At 67.1% G+C, this 18157-nt stretch carries 18 protein-coding genes, 1 pseudogene and 1 riboswitch; of the genes and pseudogenes, 8 read left to right on the top strand and 11 right to left on the bottom strand.

What is annotated here, in order from left to right; translation table 11 throughout:
* Positions 1–185 (bottom strand): annotated as a pseudogene (locus B4E96_RS12005) (MBL fold metallo-hydrolase); the annotation flags it as partial.
* Positions 186–327: 142 nt separating this feature from the next.
* Positions 328–393, top strand: a riboswitch (guanidine-III (ykkC-III) riboswitch).
* A gap of 6 nt (positions 394–399) precedes the next feature.
* Here B4E96_RS12005 and B4E96_RS12000 point away from each other — a divergent pair.
* Entirely contained in the window at positions 400–711 is a 312-nt protein-coding gene (locus B4E96_RS12000) for a DMT family transporter (protein WP_170275003.1), read from the top strand.
* Entirely contained in the window at positions 708–1064 is a 357-nt protein-coding gene (locus tag B4E96_RS11995; protein ID WP_102162736.1) for a DMT family transporter, read from the top strand. Before B4E96_RS12000 ends, B4E96_RS11995 begins: the two co-directional genes overlap by 4 nt.
* A 10-nt stretch (positions 1065–1074) precedes the next feature.
* On the opposite strand, the gene B4E96_RS11990 is transcribed toward B4E96_RS11995, so the two are convergent.
* The 4 genes from B4E96_RS11990 to B4E96_RS11975 form a co-directional block, all read right to left on the bottom strand.
* Complete coding sequence (locus B4E96_RS11990) at positions 1075–2151, bottom strand: NADH:flavin oxidoreductase/NADH oxidase (protein WP_286957747.1); 1077 nt, start codon at positions 2149–2151, stop codon at positions 1075–1077.
* 52 nt (positions 2152–2203) lie between these two features.
* Positions 2204–3835, bottom strand: a complete 1632-nt coding sequence (locus B4E96_RS11985; protein ID WP_414632701.1) for an SLC13 family permease — start codon at positions 3833–3835, stop codon at positions 2204–2206.
* A 69-nt stretch (positions 3836–3904) separates the two neighbouring features.
* Positions 3905–4714 (bottom strand): alpha/beta fold hydrolase, encoded by an 810-nt coding sequence (locus tag B4E96_RS11980; protein WP_259845106.1) that lies wholly within the window; start codon positions 4712–4714, stop codon positions 3905–3907.
* Positions 4715–4835: 121 nt separating this feature from the next.
* Positions 4836–5474, bottom strand: a complete 639-nt coding sequence (locus tag B4E96_RS11975; RefSeq protein WP_259845108.1) for a thymidine kinase — start codon at positions 5472–5474, stop codon at positions 4836–4838.
* 221 nt (positions 5475–5695) lie between these two features.
* Here B4E96_RS11975 and B4E96_RS11970 point away from each other — a divergent pair, with 221 nt between their 5' ends.
* Positions 5696–7921, top strand: a complete 2226-nt coding sequence (locus tag B4E96_RS11970) for an NADP-dependent isocitrate dehydrogenase (protein WP_286957745.1) — start codon at positions 5696–5698, stop codon at positions 7919–7921.
* 78 nt (positions 7922–7999) lie between these two features.
* Here B4E96_RS11970 and B4E96_RS11965 read toward each other — a convergent pair whose 3' ends face one another.
* Positions 8000–9172 (bottom strand): NlpC/P60 family protein, encoded by a 1173-nt coding sequence (locus tag B4E96_RS11965; RefSeq protein WP_286957743.1) that lies wholly within the window; start codon positions 9170–9172, stop codon positions 8000–8002.
* A gap of 178 nt (positions 9173–9350) precedes the next feature.
* Here B4E96_RS11965 and B4E96_RS11960 point away from each other — a divergent pair, with 178 nt between their 5' ends.
* Positions 9351–9803 (top strand): hypothetical protein, encoded by a 453-nt coding sequence (locus B4E96_RS11960; protein WP_286957741.1) that lies wholly within the window; start codon positions 9351–9353, stop codon positions 9801–9803.
* 20 nt (positions 9804–9823) lie between these two features.
* On the top strand, positions 9824–10345 hold the full coding sequence (locus B4E96_RS11955; protein WP_286957749.1) for an O-acetyl-ADP-ribose deacetylase: 522 nt from the start codon (positions 9824–9826) through the stop codon (positions 10343–10345).
* A 58-nt stretch (positions 10346–10403) separates the two neighbouring features.
* On the opposite strand, the gene B4E96_RS11950 is transcribed toward B4E96_RS11955, so the two are convergent.
* Together B4E96_RS11950 and B4E96_RS11945 are read right to left on the bottom strand one after the other, a co-directional pair.
* The gene (locus B4E96_RS11950) at positions 10404–11108 is read right to left on the bottom strand and encodes a hypothetical protein (RefSeq protein ID WP_286957740.1); all 705 of its coding nucleotides are present in this window, start codon (positions 11106–11108) and stop codon (positions 10404–10406) included.
* A 49-nt stretch (positions 11109–11157) separates the two neighbouring features.
* Positions 11158–11634, bottom strand: coding sequence for an OsmC family protein (locus B4E96_RS11945; RefSeq protein WP_217005428.1), 477 nt, complete (start codon positions 11632–11634; stop codon positions 11158–11160).
* A 227-nt stretch (positions 11635–11861) separates the two neighbouring features.
* Here B4E96_RS11945 and B4E96_RS11940 point away from each other — a divergent pair, with 227 nt between their 5' ends.
* The 3 genes from B4E96_RS11940 to B4E96_RS11930 all read left to right on the top strand — a co-directional run bounded on the left by B4E96_RS11940 (position 11862) and on the right by B4E96_RS11930 (position 15301).
* The gene (locus B4E96_RS11940) at positions 11862–13349 is read left to right on the top strand and encodes a peptide MFS transporter (protein WP_286957739.1); all 1488 of its coding nucleotides are present in this window, start codon (positions 11862–11864) and stop codon (positions 13347–13349) included.
* A gap of 133 nt (positions 13350–13482) precedes the next feature.
* Positions 13483–14550 (top strand): DUF808 domain-containing protein, encoded by a 1068-nt coding sequence (locus B4E96_RS11935; RefSeq protein WP_259845119.1) that lies wholly within the window; start codon positions 13483–13485, stop codon positions 14548–14550.
* 31 nt (positions 14551–14581) lie between these two features.
* Entirely contained in the window at positions 14582–15301 is a 720-nt protein-coding gene (locus tag B4E96_RS11930) for a PIG-L deacetylase family protein (RefSeq protein ID WP_286957738.1), read from the top strand.
* 76 nt (positions 15302–15377) lie between these two features.
* Here the strand turns inward: B4E96_RS11930 and tpx are convergent, their stop codons facing one another.
* From tpx to B4E96_RS11915, 3 genes are all read right to left on the bottom strand, one after another.
* Positions 15378–15875 carry a thiol peroxidase gene (gene tpx, locus B4E96_RS11925; protein ID WP_286957737.1) on the bottom strand — a complete coding sequence of 166 codons (498 nt, stop codon included), beginning with the start codon at positions 15873–15875 and terminating at the stop codon, positions 15378–15380.
* A gap of 66 nt (positions 15876–15941) precedes the next feature.
* Positions 15942–16967 carry a DUF368 domain-containing protein gene (locus tag B4E96_RS11920; RefSeq protein ID WP_286957735.1) on the bottom strand — a complete coding sequence of 342 codons (1026 nt, stop codon included), beginning with the start codon at positions 16965–16967 and terminating at the stop codon, positions 15942–15944.
* Between the two features lie 104 nt (positions 16968–17071).
* On the bottom strand, positions 17072–18133 hold the full coding sequence (locus B4E96_RS11915; RefSeq protein ID WP_102162750.1) for a 2,3-butanediol dehydrogenase: 1062 nt from the start codon (positions 18131–18133) through the stop codon (positions 17072–17074).
* Positions 18134–18157: the final 24 nt, after the last annotated feature.

Raw genomic sequence — 18157 nt, 5'->3', positions numbered from 1 at the left:
TGGGCGGCATCGGCGGGCCCCGCCTCGGCGCCGGCGTCGACGAGCGATTCGATGGCCTCGACGTCGTCAGCGGCATCGATGATGACCTGCTGGCCGGTCGTGGCCGAGGTGAGCAGGTAGACGTTGTTGCTCATCTCCGAGACGGCGATCGAGCGGAGGGAAACATCGGTGAGCCGCAGGTCCATGGCGATCTCCTCTTCTCCGGTGTGCCGCCGGCGACTGCCAGCGGCGGCTCCGGTTCCAGCCTAGCGGGAACGGTGCCCGCCGCACACGGGTCTCACTGGATGTGCGCACCCTGCCGGGAGGCTGCGCCGGTGCTATGGTGGCGGGCAGGCACCGACAGTGCCAGCGGACGAGGGAGCCGTACCCGCCGAGCGCAAAGACGGCCGCTTTCTCATCATGTACTGGACTGTTCTCATCTCATCCGGCACGTTCGAGGCGATGTGGGCGTTCGCCCTGGCCGCCCGCCATCTGCGGATCGTGCCGCGTCTGACTCTCTTCATCATCGGAACCATCGTCTCTATGGGAGGCCTCGCGTGGGGTCTGCAGAAGGTTCCTGTCGGCTCCGGTTATGCCGTGTGGGTCGCCGTCGGCGCGATCACCACGCTGGCGCTCGGCGCGCTGCGCGGGACTGAACGGCTGAATCTCGTGCGCATCGCCTGTGTCGCAGCGATCATCGCCGGTGTCGTCGGACTGCAGGTGCTGTCATGACGAAGTACTGGCTGGCACTCATCTTCTCCGGCATGGCCGAGGCGGTTTGGGCGGGCATGCTGGCCGCCGGAGTGCTGCACCCCGGACGCGGAGCGCTCTTCCTCATAGGCCTCGCGGCATCGCTGACCGGCCTGGCCTATGCAATGCGGGCGATCCCAATGGGCACCGCCTATGCGATCTGGACCGGAGTCGGCGCAGCGACGACCGCTGCCTGGTCCGCAGTCCTCGGCGAGGAGTTCGGGCCCGGCAAGATCGCCTGTCTGGTCCTCATCATCGCCGGTGTCGCCGGGCTGCAGCTCACCGCTGATATGGCCGACGACGCCGGTACGGAGAAGGCAGCGTCGCAGTCTTAGGAGTATCGACTCACCACTTGCCGCGGGTGTACTGCGGCGGGTACGGGGCGTCGCGCCAGTTGAGTCCCAGGGCGTGAGCGGCCCGCTGCGGCCATGCCGGTTCACGCAGCGCAGCACGGGCCAGCAGCACGACATCGGCATCACCGGAGACGAGGATGCCTTCGGCCTGGGCGGGTTCGGTGATGAGCCCGACGGCACCGGTGGTGACACCGGCGGCGGCGATCTCGGCGGCCAGCGGCACCTGATAGGACGGGCCGACCGGGATGTCGGCGATGACGTTGCCGCCGGAGGACACGTCGATGAGGTCGGCACCGGCGTCCTGCAGGGCGATGGAGACCTCGGTCGCCTCGGCGACGTCGAAGCCGCCGTCGATCCATTCGCTGGCCGAGATCCGCACGAGCACCGGTTTATCCTCGGGGAAGGCCTCGCGCACGGCGATGTAGACCTCCATGAGCAGCCGTGAGCGGCCGGCGAGGTCACCGCCGTATTCGTCGTCGCGGACGTTGGACAGCGGTGAGAGGAACGAGTGGAGCAGGTAGCCGTGGGCGGCGTGAATCTCGACGGTGTCGAAGCCGGCCGCGTCAGCTCGGCGGGCGGCGGCTGCGAAGGCCTCGACGACCTCGGCGATGGCCTCGCGGCTCAGCGCGGCTGGCTCTGCCAGCCCTTCGAATGCGAGGGCCGAGGGCCCGACCGTCGCCCAGCCGCCCTCTGCCTCGGGGACGGAGCCGGACGGTTCGCCGACGAACGGACGGTAGGTGCTGGCCTTGCGGCCGGCGTGGGCGAGCTGCATGCCGATCGCTGCACCCTGGCTGTGGGCGAAGTCGACGATCGGAGCCCAAGCCTCGGCGTGGGCATCGGACCAGATGCCTGCGTCCTGCGGTGAGATCCGCCCTTCGGGCAGCACAGCAGCGGCTTCGGTGAGGATGAGCCCGAACCCGCCGGTGGCGCGGGCCCCGAGGTGCACGAGGTGCCAGTGACCGGGCATGCCGTCGCGGTTCTCGCAGGAGTACTGGCACATCGGTGCCAGCCAGACGCGATTGCGGACGGTGAGTCCGCGCAGGGTGATCGGTTCGAAGAGTTTCGCCATGCCCTCAGCCTAACTGCTGCTCAGCAGGCTGAGGGCATGACGGTCCTCACGCTCACAGCGCGATCGAGAAGACACCCACCGCGATCGTCATGGTGACGATCGAGATGATGACGATGCCGATGACGTTGAGCACCACGCCGCCCTTGACCATGTCGGCGATGCGCACATAGCCCGAGCCGTAGGCCACCGCGTTGGGCGGGGTGGCGACCGGCAGCATGAACGCACAGGTGGCGGCCAGTGCGACTGGGATCGTCAGCAGCAGCGGGTCGTAACCCAGGCCCATCGCGACACCGGCGACGACCGGGATGAACGTCGCGGCGGTGGCGGTGTTCGAGGTGATCTCGGTGAGGAAGATGATGCCGGTGGTAAGGATGACCACGAGCGCGACCAGCGGCATCCAGTCCAGCGCCTGGACCGATTCGCCGATCCAGTCGGTCAGCCCGGTCTTGGTGAACTGGTCCGACAGCGCCAGGCCGCCGCCGAAGAGCAGCAGCACGCCCCACGGCAGTTCGACGGCTGATTCCCAGTCGAGCAGCCGGACGCCGCGGGCGTGGCCGGCGGGCATGAAGAACAGCAGCAGGCCGATGGTCATGGCGATGCCGGCGTCGTCGATCGGCGGGTCTTCGAAGATGATCGGGAGCGCGATCCACGACACAGCAGCGAGCACGAAGAGGGTGAGGACACGCCATTCGCCCTGGGAGACCGGTCCGAGCTTGTCCATCTCCGCCCGGATGAGGTCGCGGCCGCCGGGGATCCGGTCGATCTCGGGTTTGAAGAACATCTTGGTGAGCACGAACCAGGCGGCGACGAGCATGACGATCGCCACCGGGGTGCCGACGAGCATCCACTGGCCGAACTGGATGTTGATGCCCTGGTTCTCGCGCAGGTAGCCGACCAGCAGGGTGTTCGGCGGGGTGCCGATGATCGTGGCGACCGAGCCGATCGAGGCGGCATAGGCGATGCCGAGCATGAGTGCGGTCCCGAAGCGCGACTGCAGGATGCCGTCGGTGCCGGTCGCGTCGTCATCGGCCTTCTCGGAGTCTTCGAGCGTGTCATCACCGGTCTTCGACATCGCCTCGTTGACGAGCACGAGGACAGACAGGCCGATGGGCAGCATGAGCACGGCGGTGGCGGTGTTCGACACCCACATCGACAGGAACGCGGTGGCGATCATGAAGCCGGCGATGAGTGCGCCGGTGCGCTCGCCCATGAACGACAGGATGATGAGGGCTATGCGCCGGTGGAGGTTCCAGCGCTGCATCGCCAGGGCGATGAGGAACCCGCCCATGAACAGGAAGATCGTGTCGGAGCCGTATTTCGCGCCGACTGACGAGACGGTCACCGGGGCCTCTTCGGCGCCTTCGATGAGGAGGGGGAAGACGACGAGCGGGACGAGTGCGGTGGCCGGGATCGGCAGCGCCTCGGTCATCCACCACACTGCCATGAGGCTGGCTGTGGCGGCGGTGACGCGGGCGCCGTGGGGCACGTCCTCGGGCATGACGAACCAGATGATGGCGGCGAGCACGAGCCCTCCGATGATGCCGATCCAGCGGGTGTAGTTCGTCGATGTCGAAAACGGTTCCGCCCGCTCACCGGGTGAGAGCATATTCTGCTCGCTGCTGCCGGTGGACGGCAGCGGCGAGTAGTGGGAGGCGTGTTCGCCAGCTGGTCTGTTCTCGGACATCGGACTCATTCCCTCAGATCGATGGGGGCAGTGGACAGGCGGATGGATGGGGCGGGTGGACGGGGTATGTCAGCTGCGGTTCTCGGTGCGGGAGAAGAAGGCGGTCAGCGCATCGCAGACGAGATCGGGGTGTTCGGCGACGACGATGTGGGCGGCATCCGGGATGACGGTCGCCTCACCGGCGTCGACCTGTTCGGCCAGGGCGCGCATGGACTCCGGCGGGTTGCCGATGTCCTGGGCGCCGGCGACAAAGAGGATCGGGATGGAGATCTCGGAGATCCGGTCGGTGAGGTCGAAGCGCGACAGCGCCTGGCAGCAGGCGATGTAGCCGGCGTCAGGGACGTTGCCGAGCATCTCGCAGACCATCGGGCCTGCCGGGTTGTCCTCGTCGAGGAAGCCGGCGGCGAACCAGCGGTCGGCGGTGTCGGGGATGAGGCTGCGGGTGCCGTCAGCCCGGACGGTGGCGATGCGCTCGTCCCAGGACTCGGCGTCGCCGAACTTCGGGGCCGCGCACAGAGCGGCTGCGGCGGTGACCCGGTCGGGGTGGTCGAGGGCCAGCTGCATGGCCACTCCGCCGCTGATCGACAGGCCGGCGTAGAGGAAGGTGTCGGCGCCGATCGCATCGGCGATGGCGATGACACCAGCGGCGATGTCGGCCAGAGTGAGGTCGGCAAGCTGGGCTTCGAGGTCGTCTGCGGTGTGGCTGGCGGGATCGTGGCCGGGCAGGTCGAAGGTGACGATGCGGTAGTCATCGGCCATCCGGTAGGCCACACCTGCCCAGAGTTCGCGGGTGGTGCCCAGCGCGTTGCCGAGGATGAGGACGGGAGCGTCGGGGCCGGGGTCGTGGACGATCGAGTAGGACAGCTGCGGGATCGCCATGGGCGAACCTCCTCCTTCACACGGAACGTTCAGCTTCCACAATAGTGAAGGCGCTCACGCACCGATACCGCAGGGTGCAGGCGTGTCCGGATCGTTAGCCGTCGCCGAGGCGGTGGCCGGCTCAGCCTGCCGCGCCGAGCACTCCCCCGGACCGGGTGAGATAGCAGTTGGCACACAGCGATTCGTAGGTGACGTCCATGCCGTCGATGGCGACCTGGTCGCCGGAGAAGACGAACTCGCCATCAACCTGGCGGCCGTTGAACATCGCCTTGCGCCCGCACCGGCAGATCGTCTTGAGCTCTTCGAGCGTGTGGGCGATCTCGAGCAGGCGGGCCGAGCCGGGGAAGGCGCGGGTCTGGAAGTCGGTGCGAATGCCGTAGGCCATGACCGGCACGTTGCGCAGGGTCGCGATCCGCAGGCAGTCATCGACCTGGCTGTCGGTGAGGAACTGGGCTTCGTCGATGAGCAGGCAGGCGACCGGCTGGACGGGCATCTCCAGGCTCTCGATGAGCGCATCGTGGTCGACGTAGCCGGCGGTGTCGGCAAAGATCTGCTCGACATCGGCATCAGCGTCGATGAGGAAGTCGACGGTGCGGGTGACGCCTAAGCGGGAGACGATCTCGTCAGCGCCCTTCGTGTCGATGCGCGGCTTAGCCAGCAGCACCCGCTGGCCGCGCTCCTCATAGTTGTAGGCCGCCTGCAGCAGGGCGGTGGACTTGCCCGAATTCATGGCGCCGTAGCGGAAGTACAGCTTCGCCATCGCGGTCTCCTCCCCTGTGCTGGCTCTCAGCCGTCACCGCATCTTCCCTGGTGGCGGCAGGGTCGCGTGGACCCCGCGCAACAGGATAGTACGAACCGGTAGCCGGCCGGCGGGGCGTGTGCGATCGCACTCGCATCATGCCCGAGGGGGTTAGGCCGCCGCCAGGGACGCTGAGTAGACTGACAGAGATAACCCCTAGCGATCTGGAGACGTCACTGACCATGTCAAAGATCATCTATACGCATACCGATGAAGCGCCGATGCTGGCGACGTACTCGTTCAAGCCGATCCTCGAAGCCTTCGCCACCACCGCCGGCGTCGAGGTCGAGACCCGTGACATCTCACTGGCTGGCCGCACCATCGCCCTCTTCGGCGACTACCTCACCGAAGAGCAGAAGGCTCCCGATGCTCTCGCTGAGCTCGGTGAGCTGGCCAAGCAGCCTGAGGCCAACATCATCAAGCTGCCGAACATCTCCGCCTCGGTCCCGCAGCTCAAGGCCGCGATCGCTGAGCTGCAGGAGAAGGGCTACAAGCTCCCGGACTACCCGGAGGAGCCGGCGACGGATGAGGAGAAGGACGTCCGCGCCCGCTACGACAAGGTCAAGGGCTCAGCCGTGAACCCGGTGCTGCGCGAGGGCAACTCCGATCGCCGCGCACCGGAGGCAGTGAAGAACTACGCCAAGAAGCACCCCCACTCGATGGGCGAATGGTCGGCTGACTCGAAGACCGCGGTTGCCACGATGGGCAAGGACGACTTCCGCTCCAATGAGCAGTCCGTTATCGCCGAGCAGGACGACACCTTCACGATCCGCCTGCGCACCGCCTCGGGAACCGAGACCCTCAAGGAGGTTCCGGTGCTCGCCGGCGAGGTCGTCGACGCGACCTTCCTCAAGGCCTCGGCGCTCGATGCGTTCCTCAGCGACCAGATCGCCCGCGCCAAGGACGAGGGTGTGCTGTTCTCCGTGCACCTCAAGGCGACGATGATGAAGGTCTCCGACCCGATCATCTTCGGCCACGTCGTCGAGGCGTTCTTCCCCGAGGTGTTCAGCACCTACGGCGAGCAGCTGGCCAAGGCCGGCCTGAGCCCCAACGACGGGCTCGGCGCGATCCTCTCCGGACTCGACGATGTCCCGGCAGACGTCGCCGACGGTGTCCGCGCAGGCATTGAGAAGGGCCTGGCTGAAGGCCCGGAGATGGCGATGGTCAACTCCGATAAGGGCATCACCAACCTGCACGTGCCCAGCGACGTCATCGTCGACGCGTCGATGCCGGCGATGATCCGCATCGGCGGCAAGATGTGGGGACCCGACGGTGAAGAAGCCGACACGCTGGCCGTCATCCCCGACTCCTCCTACGCTGGCGTCTACCAGGCAGTCGTCGAGGACTGCAAGGCCAACGGCGCCTACGATCCGGCCACCATGGGCTCGGTGCCCAATGTCGGTCTCATGGCCCAGAAGGCCGAGGAGTACGGCAGCCACGACAAGACCTTCGAGATCAGCGAAGCCGGCACCGTCGAGGTCGTCGACTCCTCCGGCACCGTGCTCATGAGCCACGACGTCGAGGCCGGTGACATCTGGCGGGCCTGCCAGACGAAGGACGAGCCGATCCGCGACTGGGTCAAGCTCGCCGTCACCCGCGCCCGGATCTCCGACACCCCGGCCGTGTTCTGGCTCGATGAGTCGCGTGCGCATGACCGCAACCTTATCGAGAAGGTCAAGCAGTACCTGCCCGAGCACGACACCGACGGCCTCGACATCCAGATCATGGATCCGGTCGCGGCAACCAAGCACTCGCTTAAGCGCATCCGCAACGGCCAGGACACCATCTCGGTGACCGGCAACGTGCTGCGTGACTACAACACCGACCTGTTCCCAATCCTCGAGCTCGGCACCTCGGCAAAGATGCTCTCGGTCGTTCCGCTCATCGCAGGCGGCGGCCTGTTCGAGACCGGAGCCGGAGGCTCGGCACCGAAGCACGTCCAGCAGCTGCTGGAGGAGAACCACCTGCGCTGGGACTCCCTCGGTGAGTTCCTCGCCACTGCCGAGAGCTTCCGCCACCTCAACCGCAGTGCGGGCAATGAGCGCGCCGGTGTGCTGGCATCGACCCTGGACAAGGCGACCGAGACCTATCTCAACGAGAACCAGTCGCCGTCGCGCAAGGTCGGCGAGCGGGATTCGCGCGGCAGCCACTTCCACCTGGCCCTGTACTGGGCTGAGGAGCTGGCCAAGCAGACCGAGGACGCTGAGCTGGCTGAGGCGTTCAAGCAGATCGCCGGTCAGCTGCGCGAGAACGTCGACACGATCGATGAGGAGCTGCTCGCCGTGCAGGGCGATTCCGCCGACATCGGCGGCTACTACCTGCCCGAGGACAAGAAGGCCTCGGCTGTCATGCGTCCGTCGAAGACTCTCAACGAGATCATGAAGACGCTGGAGAAGAAGGACGTCTGATCCTCTGATCCTCAGCGACAACAGCTGGGCCCGGAACCGATCGGTTCCGGGCCCTGCTGTTCTCAGCGCTCAGATCTGTCAGAGGTAGCGCTTGGCGCCGGCGAACTGGCCGGAGCGATCCCACTTCTTCCAGTCGACGATCTCGACGTTCTTCGAGGCGTTCGGGGCGTGGATCATCTTCCCGCCGCCGATGTACATGCCGACATGGTGGACCGATCCCTTGCCGCCGCGATTGGCGAAGAAGATGAGGTCGCCATGCTGCAGCTGCGAGGCCTTCACGCTCTTGCCGGCCTTCGACTGCGGGCCGGAGTCGCGCGGGATGTCGATGCCGTGGGAGCGGAAGACTGCATAGGTGAAACCGGAGCAGTCGAAGCCGTACTGGGACGTGCCAGCCCACAGGTACCGGATGCCCTCATACCGTTTGGCCGTGGCGGTCAGATCGGTCGGCTTGGGCTTCGGGGCGCCGGTGCCGGACGCCTGCAGGCGCACGTCAGCGGACTTGACCCAGCCGGTGGTGCCGTTGGGCAGGCGCACGCGCACGGCATCATCGCTGCGGGTGAGCACCGGCAGTTCGGTGTTCGTCGACACGGCCTTCATCGCCTTGCCGCCCGGGGCGTCGCTGACAGCGGTCTTGACCGCCTTGACGACGGCGAGCTCGCCTGCACCGCGCAGCTTGCCGAAGTCCGGGTTGCCGACGAGCTGGGCGCGCGGCATCCAGCCCTCATAGCCGTGCTTGGCGCCGGGGTCGGACTGCGAGCGCACGGCGACCTTCGCCCAGTCCTTCGTAAGCGACAGGACACGGACTTCGTCGCCGTAGAGCGCCTGGGTCTGTGTCTTGCCGGTCAGTCCGCGGCGCACCTCGGTGTCCTTGAGGTTGGCGTTCCACTCATCGAGCTTCACTGGGTTGGCCAGCGCCGGCTGGTCGACCTTGCGCGGGCTGGAGGAATCGGTCCAGACCGTGGCAACGGCGACGTCGACGAAGGCCGGTTTGCCCTCGTGCAGCCCGGAGCCGGGCTTGAGCGGCGGATCGGCGGCCGGGTTGGTGTCGATGACGTGGCCGGTGAGCGGATCGACTTCGATCTGCTTGATCGGCGGGCGCGGCAGCAGATCGTGACCGATCTGCGGAGGATCGGCCAGCGGGTTGGCCGCGGCGGGACCGGCCACGCCGGTGAGCCCGGCGGCTGTGAGAACGGCTGCGGCGAGGACGGTGCGGTACCGTCGGCGCAGCGGGGCATGGGTCGTGCGAGACATGGATGTCCTTCCAGTGACCTGGTGGGAAGTGGGACACGAATGCGATCTCACCGTAGCCAAAACCCGATTGCCGGTGAAAAGATCCACCCGCCGGGTCGCCGATCGTCACGCAATCGTGATACAGGCGCGCTGTCCAGCCCCTCCCGCTTCACACGTGAGCGACTGTAAGCTGTGTCACATGAACGCGCTGCCCGTGTCCGGAAACATCCTTCCCCTCAGTCGCGCTGTCGGCCGCCGCTGCGATGACATCGCCGTCCTCTCCGCCATGCTCGTCGTCGGGGAGAATCCGCTGCGCACGGAATCCGATGACTGCGTGTGGTGGACCTTCGTCAACTCCGGTGTCGAGTTCCTCTTCGCCTACGGCACGCTGGCCGAGGTGGAGCTGCGCCTCGTTTACGACCGCACCGGTTCCTTCAACGGCATCGTCGTGCCCTCCTGGCTCATCGAGTCGTGGTGGTGCCGGCCGAATGCCGCGCAGGTGCACAAGACGTTCGGCGCCCCGCAGCGGGTCCACGCCCTGTTCGAGGACAACACGGCCGGCGCTGAGGTGTTCAACCTGGAGATGATCGAGATCCGCACCGAATACGACGTCAATGGCGGGCTGTGCTCCGTCTCGCTGACCGCCGCCTGATCCGAAGGAGCAGCTTGACTATGCGCATCACCCTGCGCACCGGAGACATCACCGCCGAGACCTGCGAAGCGATCGTCAATGCCGCCAACTCCTCCCTGCTCGGCGGCGGCGGAGTCGACGGCGCGATCCACCGGGCAGCCGGACCGGACCTGCTCGAAGAGTGCCGGAAAGTCCGTGCCGAGCAGCTGCCCGACGGCCTGCCGGCCGGCCAGGCGGTCGCGACTCCGGCCGGAAACCTGTCTGCTGACTGGGTCATCCACACCGTCGGCCCGAACCGGCACGCCGGCCAGACCGATCCCGAGGTGCTCGTCTCCTGCTATGCGGAGAGCCTGAGAGAGGCGCAGCGTATGGGAGCCAGGACGGTGGCGTTTCCGGCGATCGGCGCCGGGGTCTACGGCTGGTCGGCTTCCGAGACCGCTGAGGCCGCCGGGCAGGCATGCTCCGCCCATGGCTGGGAGGGCATCGACGAGGTGCGCTTCGTGCTCTTCTCCCCTGACATCCACGCAGCCTTCGCCCAGGTGTTCACTGAGGCTGACGGCTGAGCCTGAGGATGTAGCCCGAGACCACCTGTGATTCCAAGCCGTGGTCGGCTGCTTCACGTCAGTAGTCCTCGTTCATCAGCGGAGCGGTGATCTCCCGCGGTTCGGTCGCGACCTGCCGCAGCACCGCACCGGCGGCATCACGTTGGGTGTAAGTCACCTGCATGTGCCCGTTCGCGCGCCGGTACTCCCCGGTGACAGTGTGCGCACCGACAGTGATGTCCTCGATGAAGACCTGCGGAGCGTCTGGCGCGGTCTGCGCGTCAGCGTCTTCCGGGTCGTCTGCGTGCGGGGACCCGGCGGTGATGAGTGCGATGCCGGAATCGGTCAGCGACTCTGCGATGAGCTGCCACCGCAGACCCCGGGCATCGGCGTCGAGGATGCCGAGCACATGGGCGACGAGGATGACCGGCACACTGCCGGGAGCCGGCAGCTGGGCGCGCAGCTCTTCTGCGTGCTCGGCTGCGACCGGCAGCGGGATGACGGTGACGCGCTCACGCATCCTCGCATCAGCCCCGAGCCGGCCGAAGAGCACGGCGCGCATGATCGCATCAGGTTCGCACGCGATGAGATCGGCGTGCGGGAACCGCTCATGCAGGCGCGAGGTGCCGATGCCCGACCCGGCCCTGAACTCAACGATCGGACCCGCCGAGGTGCTGACCGCCTCGGCGACGGCGGGCCCGATGTGGGCCATGAGCCGCTGCCAGGCGGCACCCATGAGCAGCTCGTGGTACTCGGCCACGCCGGCAAACCAGGTGTCATCCATGGCGGTCATCCTAGGTGCGCAGGCGCCGCCGGCACGAAGCGCTGGGCGCTTATGCGTCCTGAGAGCGTGCTGCGATGTCGGGGCTGACCTCGGAGGTCATCGTCACCGGTGCGCCGTTCTCGATCGTGCGCGAGACGGTGCAGTAGCGGTCGTGGGAGAGCTTGAGCAGCCGCTCGACCATCTTCGCCGACTGCCGGCCCGCCTGATCATCGGGGAAGGCGAGGTCGAAGTGCAGCCGGATGTCGTCGAGCCGGGAGGCCTCGTCGTCTTCGACGATCTTCTCGCCGGTGGCGGTGATGTCGAAGCGTTCGGGTTCGGTGCGGCGGGTGGTGACGGTGTCGAGGTCGATGGCCGAGCAGCCGGCGGTGGCCGCCAGCAGCAGCTCGACGGGGGTCATGAGGCCCTCGCCGCGGCCGAACTCGATCTCCGCACCCGAGGCGGTGCGCGCCCGGTAGTGGTTCTCCGTGATCCTTGTCACCTCGACGCGGCGCTGTGCCCCGCCGCCGGTGGTCTCCTGTGCAGTCATGGCCTCATCCTCCCACCAGCGGCGATGCCATGTACAGCGCGGCCGGGCCGCTGTCGCCCGTGGTGATGAGGGCGTTCGGGTCAGCGGCTGGAGGGTGTGCGCGAGGCGACAAGGTTCGTTGGCGCGAGCTGTGTCACAGGAGTAGAGTGTCGGCGGCCTTCAGCACTGCCCCGGCACCTGCCGGCCCCTGGTCTGAAGGCAGCGACCGAGTGACAAGGACTAAGGATATGACTGGCTCGTCTCCCACGGACGCCTCGGCTCTGACAGCTGAGGACATGCGCAACGACACTCGCTTCTTCGGCCATCCGCTGCCGCTCATGCAGCTGTTCGGCCTCGAGATGTGGGAGCGCTTCTCCTACTACGGCATGACCGGCATCCTGGTCCTCTACCTGTATTTCTCCACCACCGACGGCGGCATCGGCATGGACCAGCCGACGGCATTCGCGATCGTCGGCGCCTACGGCGGTGCGGTGTTCCTCGCCACTGTCGGCGGCGCCTGGCTGGCCGACCGGGTGTTCGGCGCTGAACCGGTGCTGTTCTGGTCTGCTGTCATCATCATGTGCGGTCACATCGCCCTCGGCCTGTTGCCGGGCATCGGCGGCGTGGCACTCGGCCTCATCCTCGTCGCTTTGGGCTCCGGAGGTCTCAAGGCCACCGCCAGTGCGATCGTCGGCACGCTCTACACCGAGAAGGACACCCGCCGTGAGGCCGGTTTCTCGCTGTTCTACATGGGCATCAACATCGGTGCGCTGCTCGGCCCGCTGGTGACCGGCTGGCTGCAGAAGGACATCGGCTTCCACATCGGCTTCGGCGCTGCCGCGGTCGGCATGGCCATCGGCCTGGCGCTCTACCTCACCGGCCGGAAGAACCTTCCGGCATCGGCGAAGGTCGTCGTCAACCCGCTGCCTGCCGGTGCACGCTGGAAGTTCGGTGCCGGTGCTCTCGGTGTCGTCGCCGCCATCGCCGTGCTGTGGATGACCGGCGCGATGAACGCCGACAACCTCGCGATGTGGACGACCATCGTGTGCCTCGTCGCAGCGATCGCCTACTTCACTGTCATCCTGCGCTCCAAGGAGATCACCGACGTCGAGCGCTCCCGCACGCTGGCGTTCATCCCGTTCGTGCTGGCCACCGTCGCGTTCTGGTCGCTGTACCAGCAGATCTTCAACGCCCTGACCGGCTACTCCGATACGCAGATGAACCGCAACATCTTCGGCTGGGAGATGCCGATCTCGTGGATCACCCTGATCCCGGCGTTCTTCGTCATCGCCCTGGCCCCGGTGTTCTCCGCCATCTGGCTCAAGCTCGGCGACCGGCAACCGGCCACCCCGGTCAAGGCAGGCCTGTCCCTGCTCATCATCGGCGGGGCCTACCTGCTGTTCCTGCCCTATGCTCACGCGCAGAACAACACCGTCCCACTGCTGTGGGTCGTGTTCATCCTCGCGCTCTTCGTCGCCGCCGAGCTGCTCATCTCTCCCATCGGCCTGTCGGTGGCCACCCGCCTGTCGCCGAAGGTGTTCACCTCGCAGATGATCGCGCTGTACTTCCTCGGCTCCGGTGTCGGCACCTCGCTGTCCGGCGTGTTCGCCAAGTACTACGACGCCGACAACCAGGTGCCGTACTGGACGACGCTGGGCCTGGCCTCGATCGTCGCCGGTCTCCTCGTGCTCATGACCGCCAAGCCGGTCATCAAGCTCATGCGCGGAGTCAAGTGACCCTGCCGATGAGCGCCGCGTCGGCGCCGGTAGCCCGTAAGATGTCAGCTATGACAGCACGCACCCACCTTCGCCGGCCGGCCAGCCCGGCCACCGCCTCGGCGACGGGAATCAGGACGTTCGGAGCCGACCGATGAGCGGCGGCATCGTCGCCCTGCTCGACGACATCGCTGCGATGGCGCGCATGGCAGCTGCCAGCGCCGATGACGTCGCCGCCGCGACCGCCCGGGCCAGTGCGAAGGCCGCCGGCGTCGTCGTCGACGATGCCGCGGTCACCCCGCAGTACGTCCATGGCGTCTCACCGGCCCGTGAGCTGCCGATCATCTGGAAGATCACCCTCGGTTCGCTGCGCAACAAGCTGCTCATCATCCTGCCCGCAGCGCTGCTGCTCAGCCAGTTCCTGCCGTGGGTGCTCACCCCGCTGCTCATGATCGGCGGCTGCTATCTGTGCTTCGAAGGCGCAGAGAAGGTCTGGGAGAAGATCCGCGGCCACCACGCCGAGAAGGGCGAGCCGACCCAGCTGCAGGGCGAGAAGAGCGAGAAGCAGGTCGTCACCGGCGCGGTGCGCACCGACTTCATCCTCTCGACCGAGATCATGGTCATCTCCCTCAACGAGGTCGCCAGCGAACCGATCCTCAACCGCACGATCATCCTCATCGCCGTCGCCATCGGCATCACCGTCCTCGTCTACGGCGTTGTCGCGCTGCTGGTGAAGATGGACGACATCGGCCTGGCGATGACCCAGAAGGACTCTGCCGGCACGCAGAAGTTCGGGCACTTCCTCGTCGCGGCGATGCCGCGGGTGCTCGATGCGATCTCGATCATCGGCACCTTCGCGATGCTGTGGGTCGGCGGGCACATCCTGCTCGTCGGCACCAAGGACCTCGGCTGGGACGGCCTCTACAGCGTCGTCCACCACCTCGAAGGCTACGGCGCTGCCGTGCCGGCAGTCGGCGCGGTGCTCGGCTGGCTCATCAACACGATCTGCTCGCTGATCCTCGGCCTCATCGTCGGACTCATCATCGTCGGCATCATGCACCTGCTGCCCTTCGGCCACGGCAAGAAGGACGACACGCACAACGCCGCGGCAGGTGCGCCGGCGAGCACCGGCTCCGCTCCCGGAGCGCCGTCCGGCACTGACACTGCAGGCGGCTCCCATGCCGCCGGCGACGGACCGGGGGCGGCAGACGAGTCCCGCTGAGATCTGCCCGCCCATGGCCTAGGGTGGATGCATGAGCGATCTCGAGTTCTTCGACACCACCGGCATCGACCGCGTCCTCGGCGTCGTCGCCCACCCCGATGACATGGAGTACGGCGCCTCGTGCGCTGTCGCGGCCTGGACGGCGGCCGGGATCGACGTCTCTTATCTGCTGCTGACCGCCGGGGAGGCCGGCATCCGCACCATGGACCCGGCAGAGGTCGCACCTTTGCGCCGCCGCGAGCAGGAGGCCGCCTGCGCCGAGGTGGGAGTCGAGTCGCTGACGATCCTCGACTTCCCCGATGGTCTCGTCGAGGCCGACCATGCGCTGCGCAAGGCGATCACCCGGCAGATCCGCACCTACCGCCCGCAGGCGATCATCACGTTGCCGTGGAAGCTGGAGGTCAGCTTCGGACTCAACCACGTCGACCACCGCAATGTCGGCCTGGCCGTCATCGATGCGATCCGCGATGCCGACAATCCGTGGATCTTCCCCGAGCTGCAGACCGAAGAGGGCCTGGAGGCGTGGAAGACCGACTGGCTGCTCGTCTCCGGGGACGAGCCGACCTGCGCGGTCGAGGTCACCGGGGAGCCGCTGGAGCGCGGCATCGCCTCGCTGTCAGCCCACGAGGTCTACCTTGAGGCCCTGCCCGGCCATCCGGCCCCGCGCGAGATGCTCGAGGGCATGACGACGGCTGCCGGTGAGCGCGCCGGGGTGGCCAACGCGGTGGGCTTCCGCGCTATCCAGATGTGAGAAGCCGGCTGGATCTGTGCAGATCCAGCCGGCTGTCGGTCAAGCGCCAGGTTCCGGCGCCGAGGTGGTGGGTGCGTCAGCTCAGGGCGGCGACGGCTGCGTCGTAGTCGGGTTCCTGTCCGATCTCCGGGACGAGCTGGGAGTGGAGCACAACGCCGTTCTCGTCGAGTACGACGACGGAGCGGGCGAGCAGGCCGGCCAGCGGGCCGTCGGTCATGCGCACACCGTAGTCATCGCCGAAGTCGGTGCGGAAGGCCGAGGCGCTGGTGACGTTTTCCAGGCCCTCGGCGCCGCAGAACCGGCCGAGAGCGAACGGCAGGTCCTTCGAGGCGCAGATGACGGCGGTGTTCTCAAGCTTGCCGGCGAGTTCGTTGAACTTGCGCACGCTGTCGGCGCACACGCCGGTGTCGACGCTGGGGAAGATGTTGAGCACGACGCGCTTGCCGGCGACGTCGGCTGAGGTGACTGCGGACAGGTCGGTGCCGACGAGCTCGAAGGCAGGTGCCTTGCTGCCGGTCTCGGGCAGCGAGCCGTTGGTGCTGACAGGGTCTCCCTGGAATGCGGTAGTAGCCATGCCTTCACCTTACGCGCCTGCACACCCCTGGCAAATGACGCACAGCGGGGATGAGACTCCCGGTCCTCAGCTGGCCGGTTTGTGCTCGATGTCGAGTTCCTCGTCGTGGTCGACCGGCGAGTAGCGGGCTTCGACGAGGATGAGGATCAGCACGACCGCAGCACCGGCGAGGGCCAGCAGCACGGGTCCGGCGATCGGGGCGGTTGGCAGGATGAGGTCGCCGACCCCGTGGGTCTCGCCGCTAGCATCCGGGGTGCCCTCGCTCTGCCACGGCCACAGGGCGCGCAGCGAACCGAACATCAGCCCGGCCATGACGAGCAGGGTCGCGCGCCTGTGGTGGGTGAGCAGGTAGCGCAGCAGGCTGACGAAGCTGGCCAGCCCGAAGATCGCACCGAGGGCGAAGATCGCGATGTAGCCGAGGTCGCGTTCGCTCACTGCGGTCAGCGTCGTGGTGTAGAGGCCGACGGCGAGCAGGAAGAAGGATCCGGAGACACCGGGGATGACGAGTGCGCAGATCGCCACGGCAGCGGCGAAGAAGATGACGATGAGCGAGGGGCTGGCAGCTGAGCCGCTGCCGGCGAAGCCGACCATGATGAACGCGGCTGCGGCGGCGAGGATGAAGAGGAGGATCCCGGTGATCCGGTGCTGGCCGGGCCGGCGTGCCGGCAGCATGCGAAGCGGCACGAGGATCGAGACGAACACAAGGCCGAAGAACAGTCCGCGGGAGTGCTCCGGATAGGCGGCGACGAAGTCCTTCATGACGCCGGCGACGGTCAGCACGGCGGTGGCCATGCCGATGAGGACGGGGATGATGAGCATCCACTGGGTGCGGCGCAGCTCTGTCATCATCCCGCTGATCCGGTCGGGTCCGACGACGAGCTTCTTGGCGGCGGAGATGACATGGGAGGCTGAGCCGATGAGCTCGTCGTAGATGCCGGTCACCAGCGCGATCGTGCCGCCGGAGACACCGGGGACGAGCTCAGCACACCCGATGAGGAAGCCGCGCAACATGTCCAGCGGCACGAAATACCACGGTCGGCGCGGGGCACGCGGCGGCTGGGCGGCATGCGGGGTGTGTGCCTGATGCGACATAGGGTCCTCGGGGGTCTCGGCAGATGGTCCGTCGAACATCGTAGGCCCGCCGCTTCAGAGTTTCCTGAAGCGGCGGGCCGTGTCGATGCCTGATGCGGAGAGCGTCAGGCGTTGGGGTCGACGAGGATCTTCACATGATGCTCGTTGTTGTTGATGAGCTGGTCGAAGCCCTTTTCGACCAGATCATCGAGCGGGATCTTCGCGGTGATGAACGGGGCGAGGTCGAGCTTGCCCGAACGCACGAGCTCGATGGTGGCCGGGTGGTCGTTGGCGTAGCCGATGGTGCCGCGCAGGTCGATCTCCTTGAGCACCAGCAGCGGCATCGCGACCTCGGGGTTGAAGCCCCAGATCGAGACGTTGACGATGACCGCGCCGGGACGCACCGCATCGAGCAGCATGTCGAGGACGGCCGGCACCGAGGAGCACTCGAAGCCGACGTCTGCGCCCTTGCCGTCGGTGCGCTTACGGACCTCGTCAGCGACATTGACCTCACGCGGGTCGAAGACCTCATCGGCGACACCGGTCTCACGCGCCTTGGCCTTGCGCGCCTCGGAGAGCTCGGAGATGTAGACCGTCAGGCCCTCGGCCTTGAGCACAGCGGCGGTCAGCAGGCCGATCGGACCGGCACCGCCGACGATGGCGACGTCACCGGCCTTGGCATCCGAGCGGACGTAGGCGTGGTGGCCGACTGAGAGCGGTTCGATGAGCGCGGCCTGGTCGAGCGGCATATCGCCGACCGGGTGCACCCAGCGGCGTTCGACGACGATCTTCTCCGACAGGCCACCACCGCGGCCGCCGAGGCCGATGAAGTTCATGTTCGGCGACAGGTGGTAATCCGATCCTTCACCGGTGTCGACGCCTTCGGCGATGATGTAGGGTTCGACGACGACGGACTCACCGACGGTGAGGTCGTCAACACCCTCGCCGAGGGCGGTGACGGTGCCGGAGAACTCGTGGCCCATCGTCACCGGGGCCTCTTCCCCTGAGATCGGGTGCGGGCTGCCCTTGGGCGGGATGAAGATGGGGCCTTCGAGGTACTCGTGCAGATCGGTTCCGCAGATGCCGCACCAGGCGACGTCGATGGCGACGGTGCCGGGCTTGAGCTCCGGCTCGGGGATGTCTTCGATGCGGATGTCGTGGTTGTCGTAGTAGCGTGCAGCTTTCACGATCGTGAACCTTTCGCGAGACGG

Source organism: Brevibacterium sp. UBA7493 (genome assembly GCF_002479565.1).
Taxonomy (GTDB): Bacteria; Actinomycetota; Actinomycetes; order Actinomycetales; family Brevibacteriaceae; genus Brevibacterium; species Brevibacterium luteolum.
Note: the sequence above shows the minus strand (reverse complement) of the source record. Positions and strands in the feature narration are given on the sequence as shown.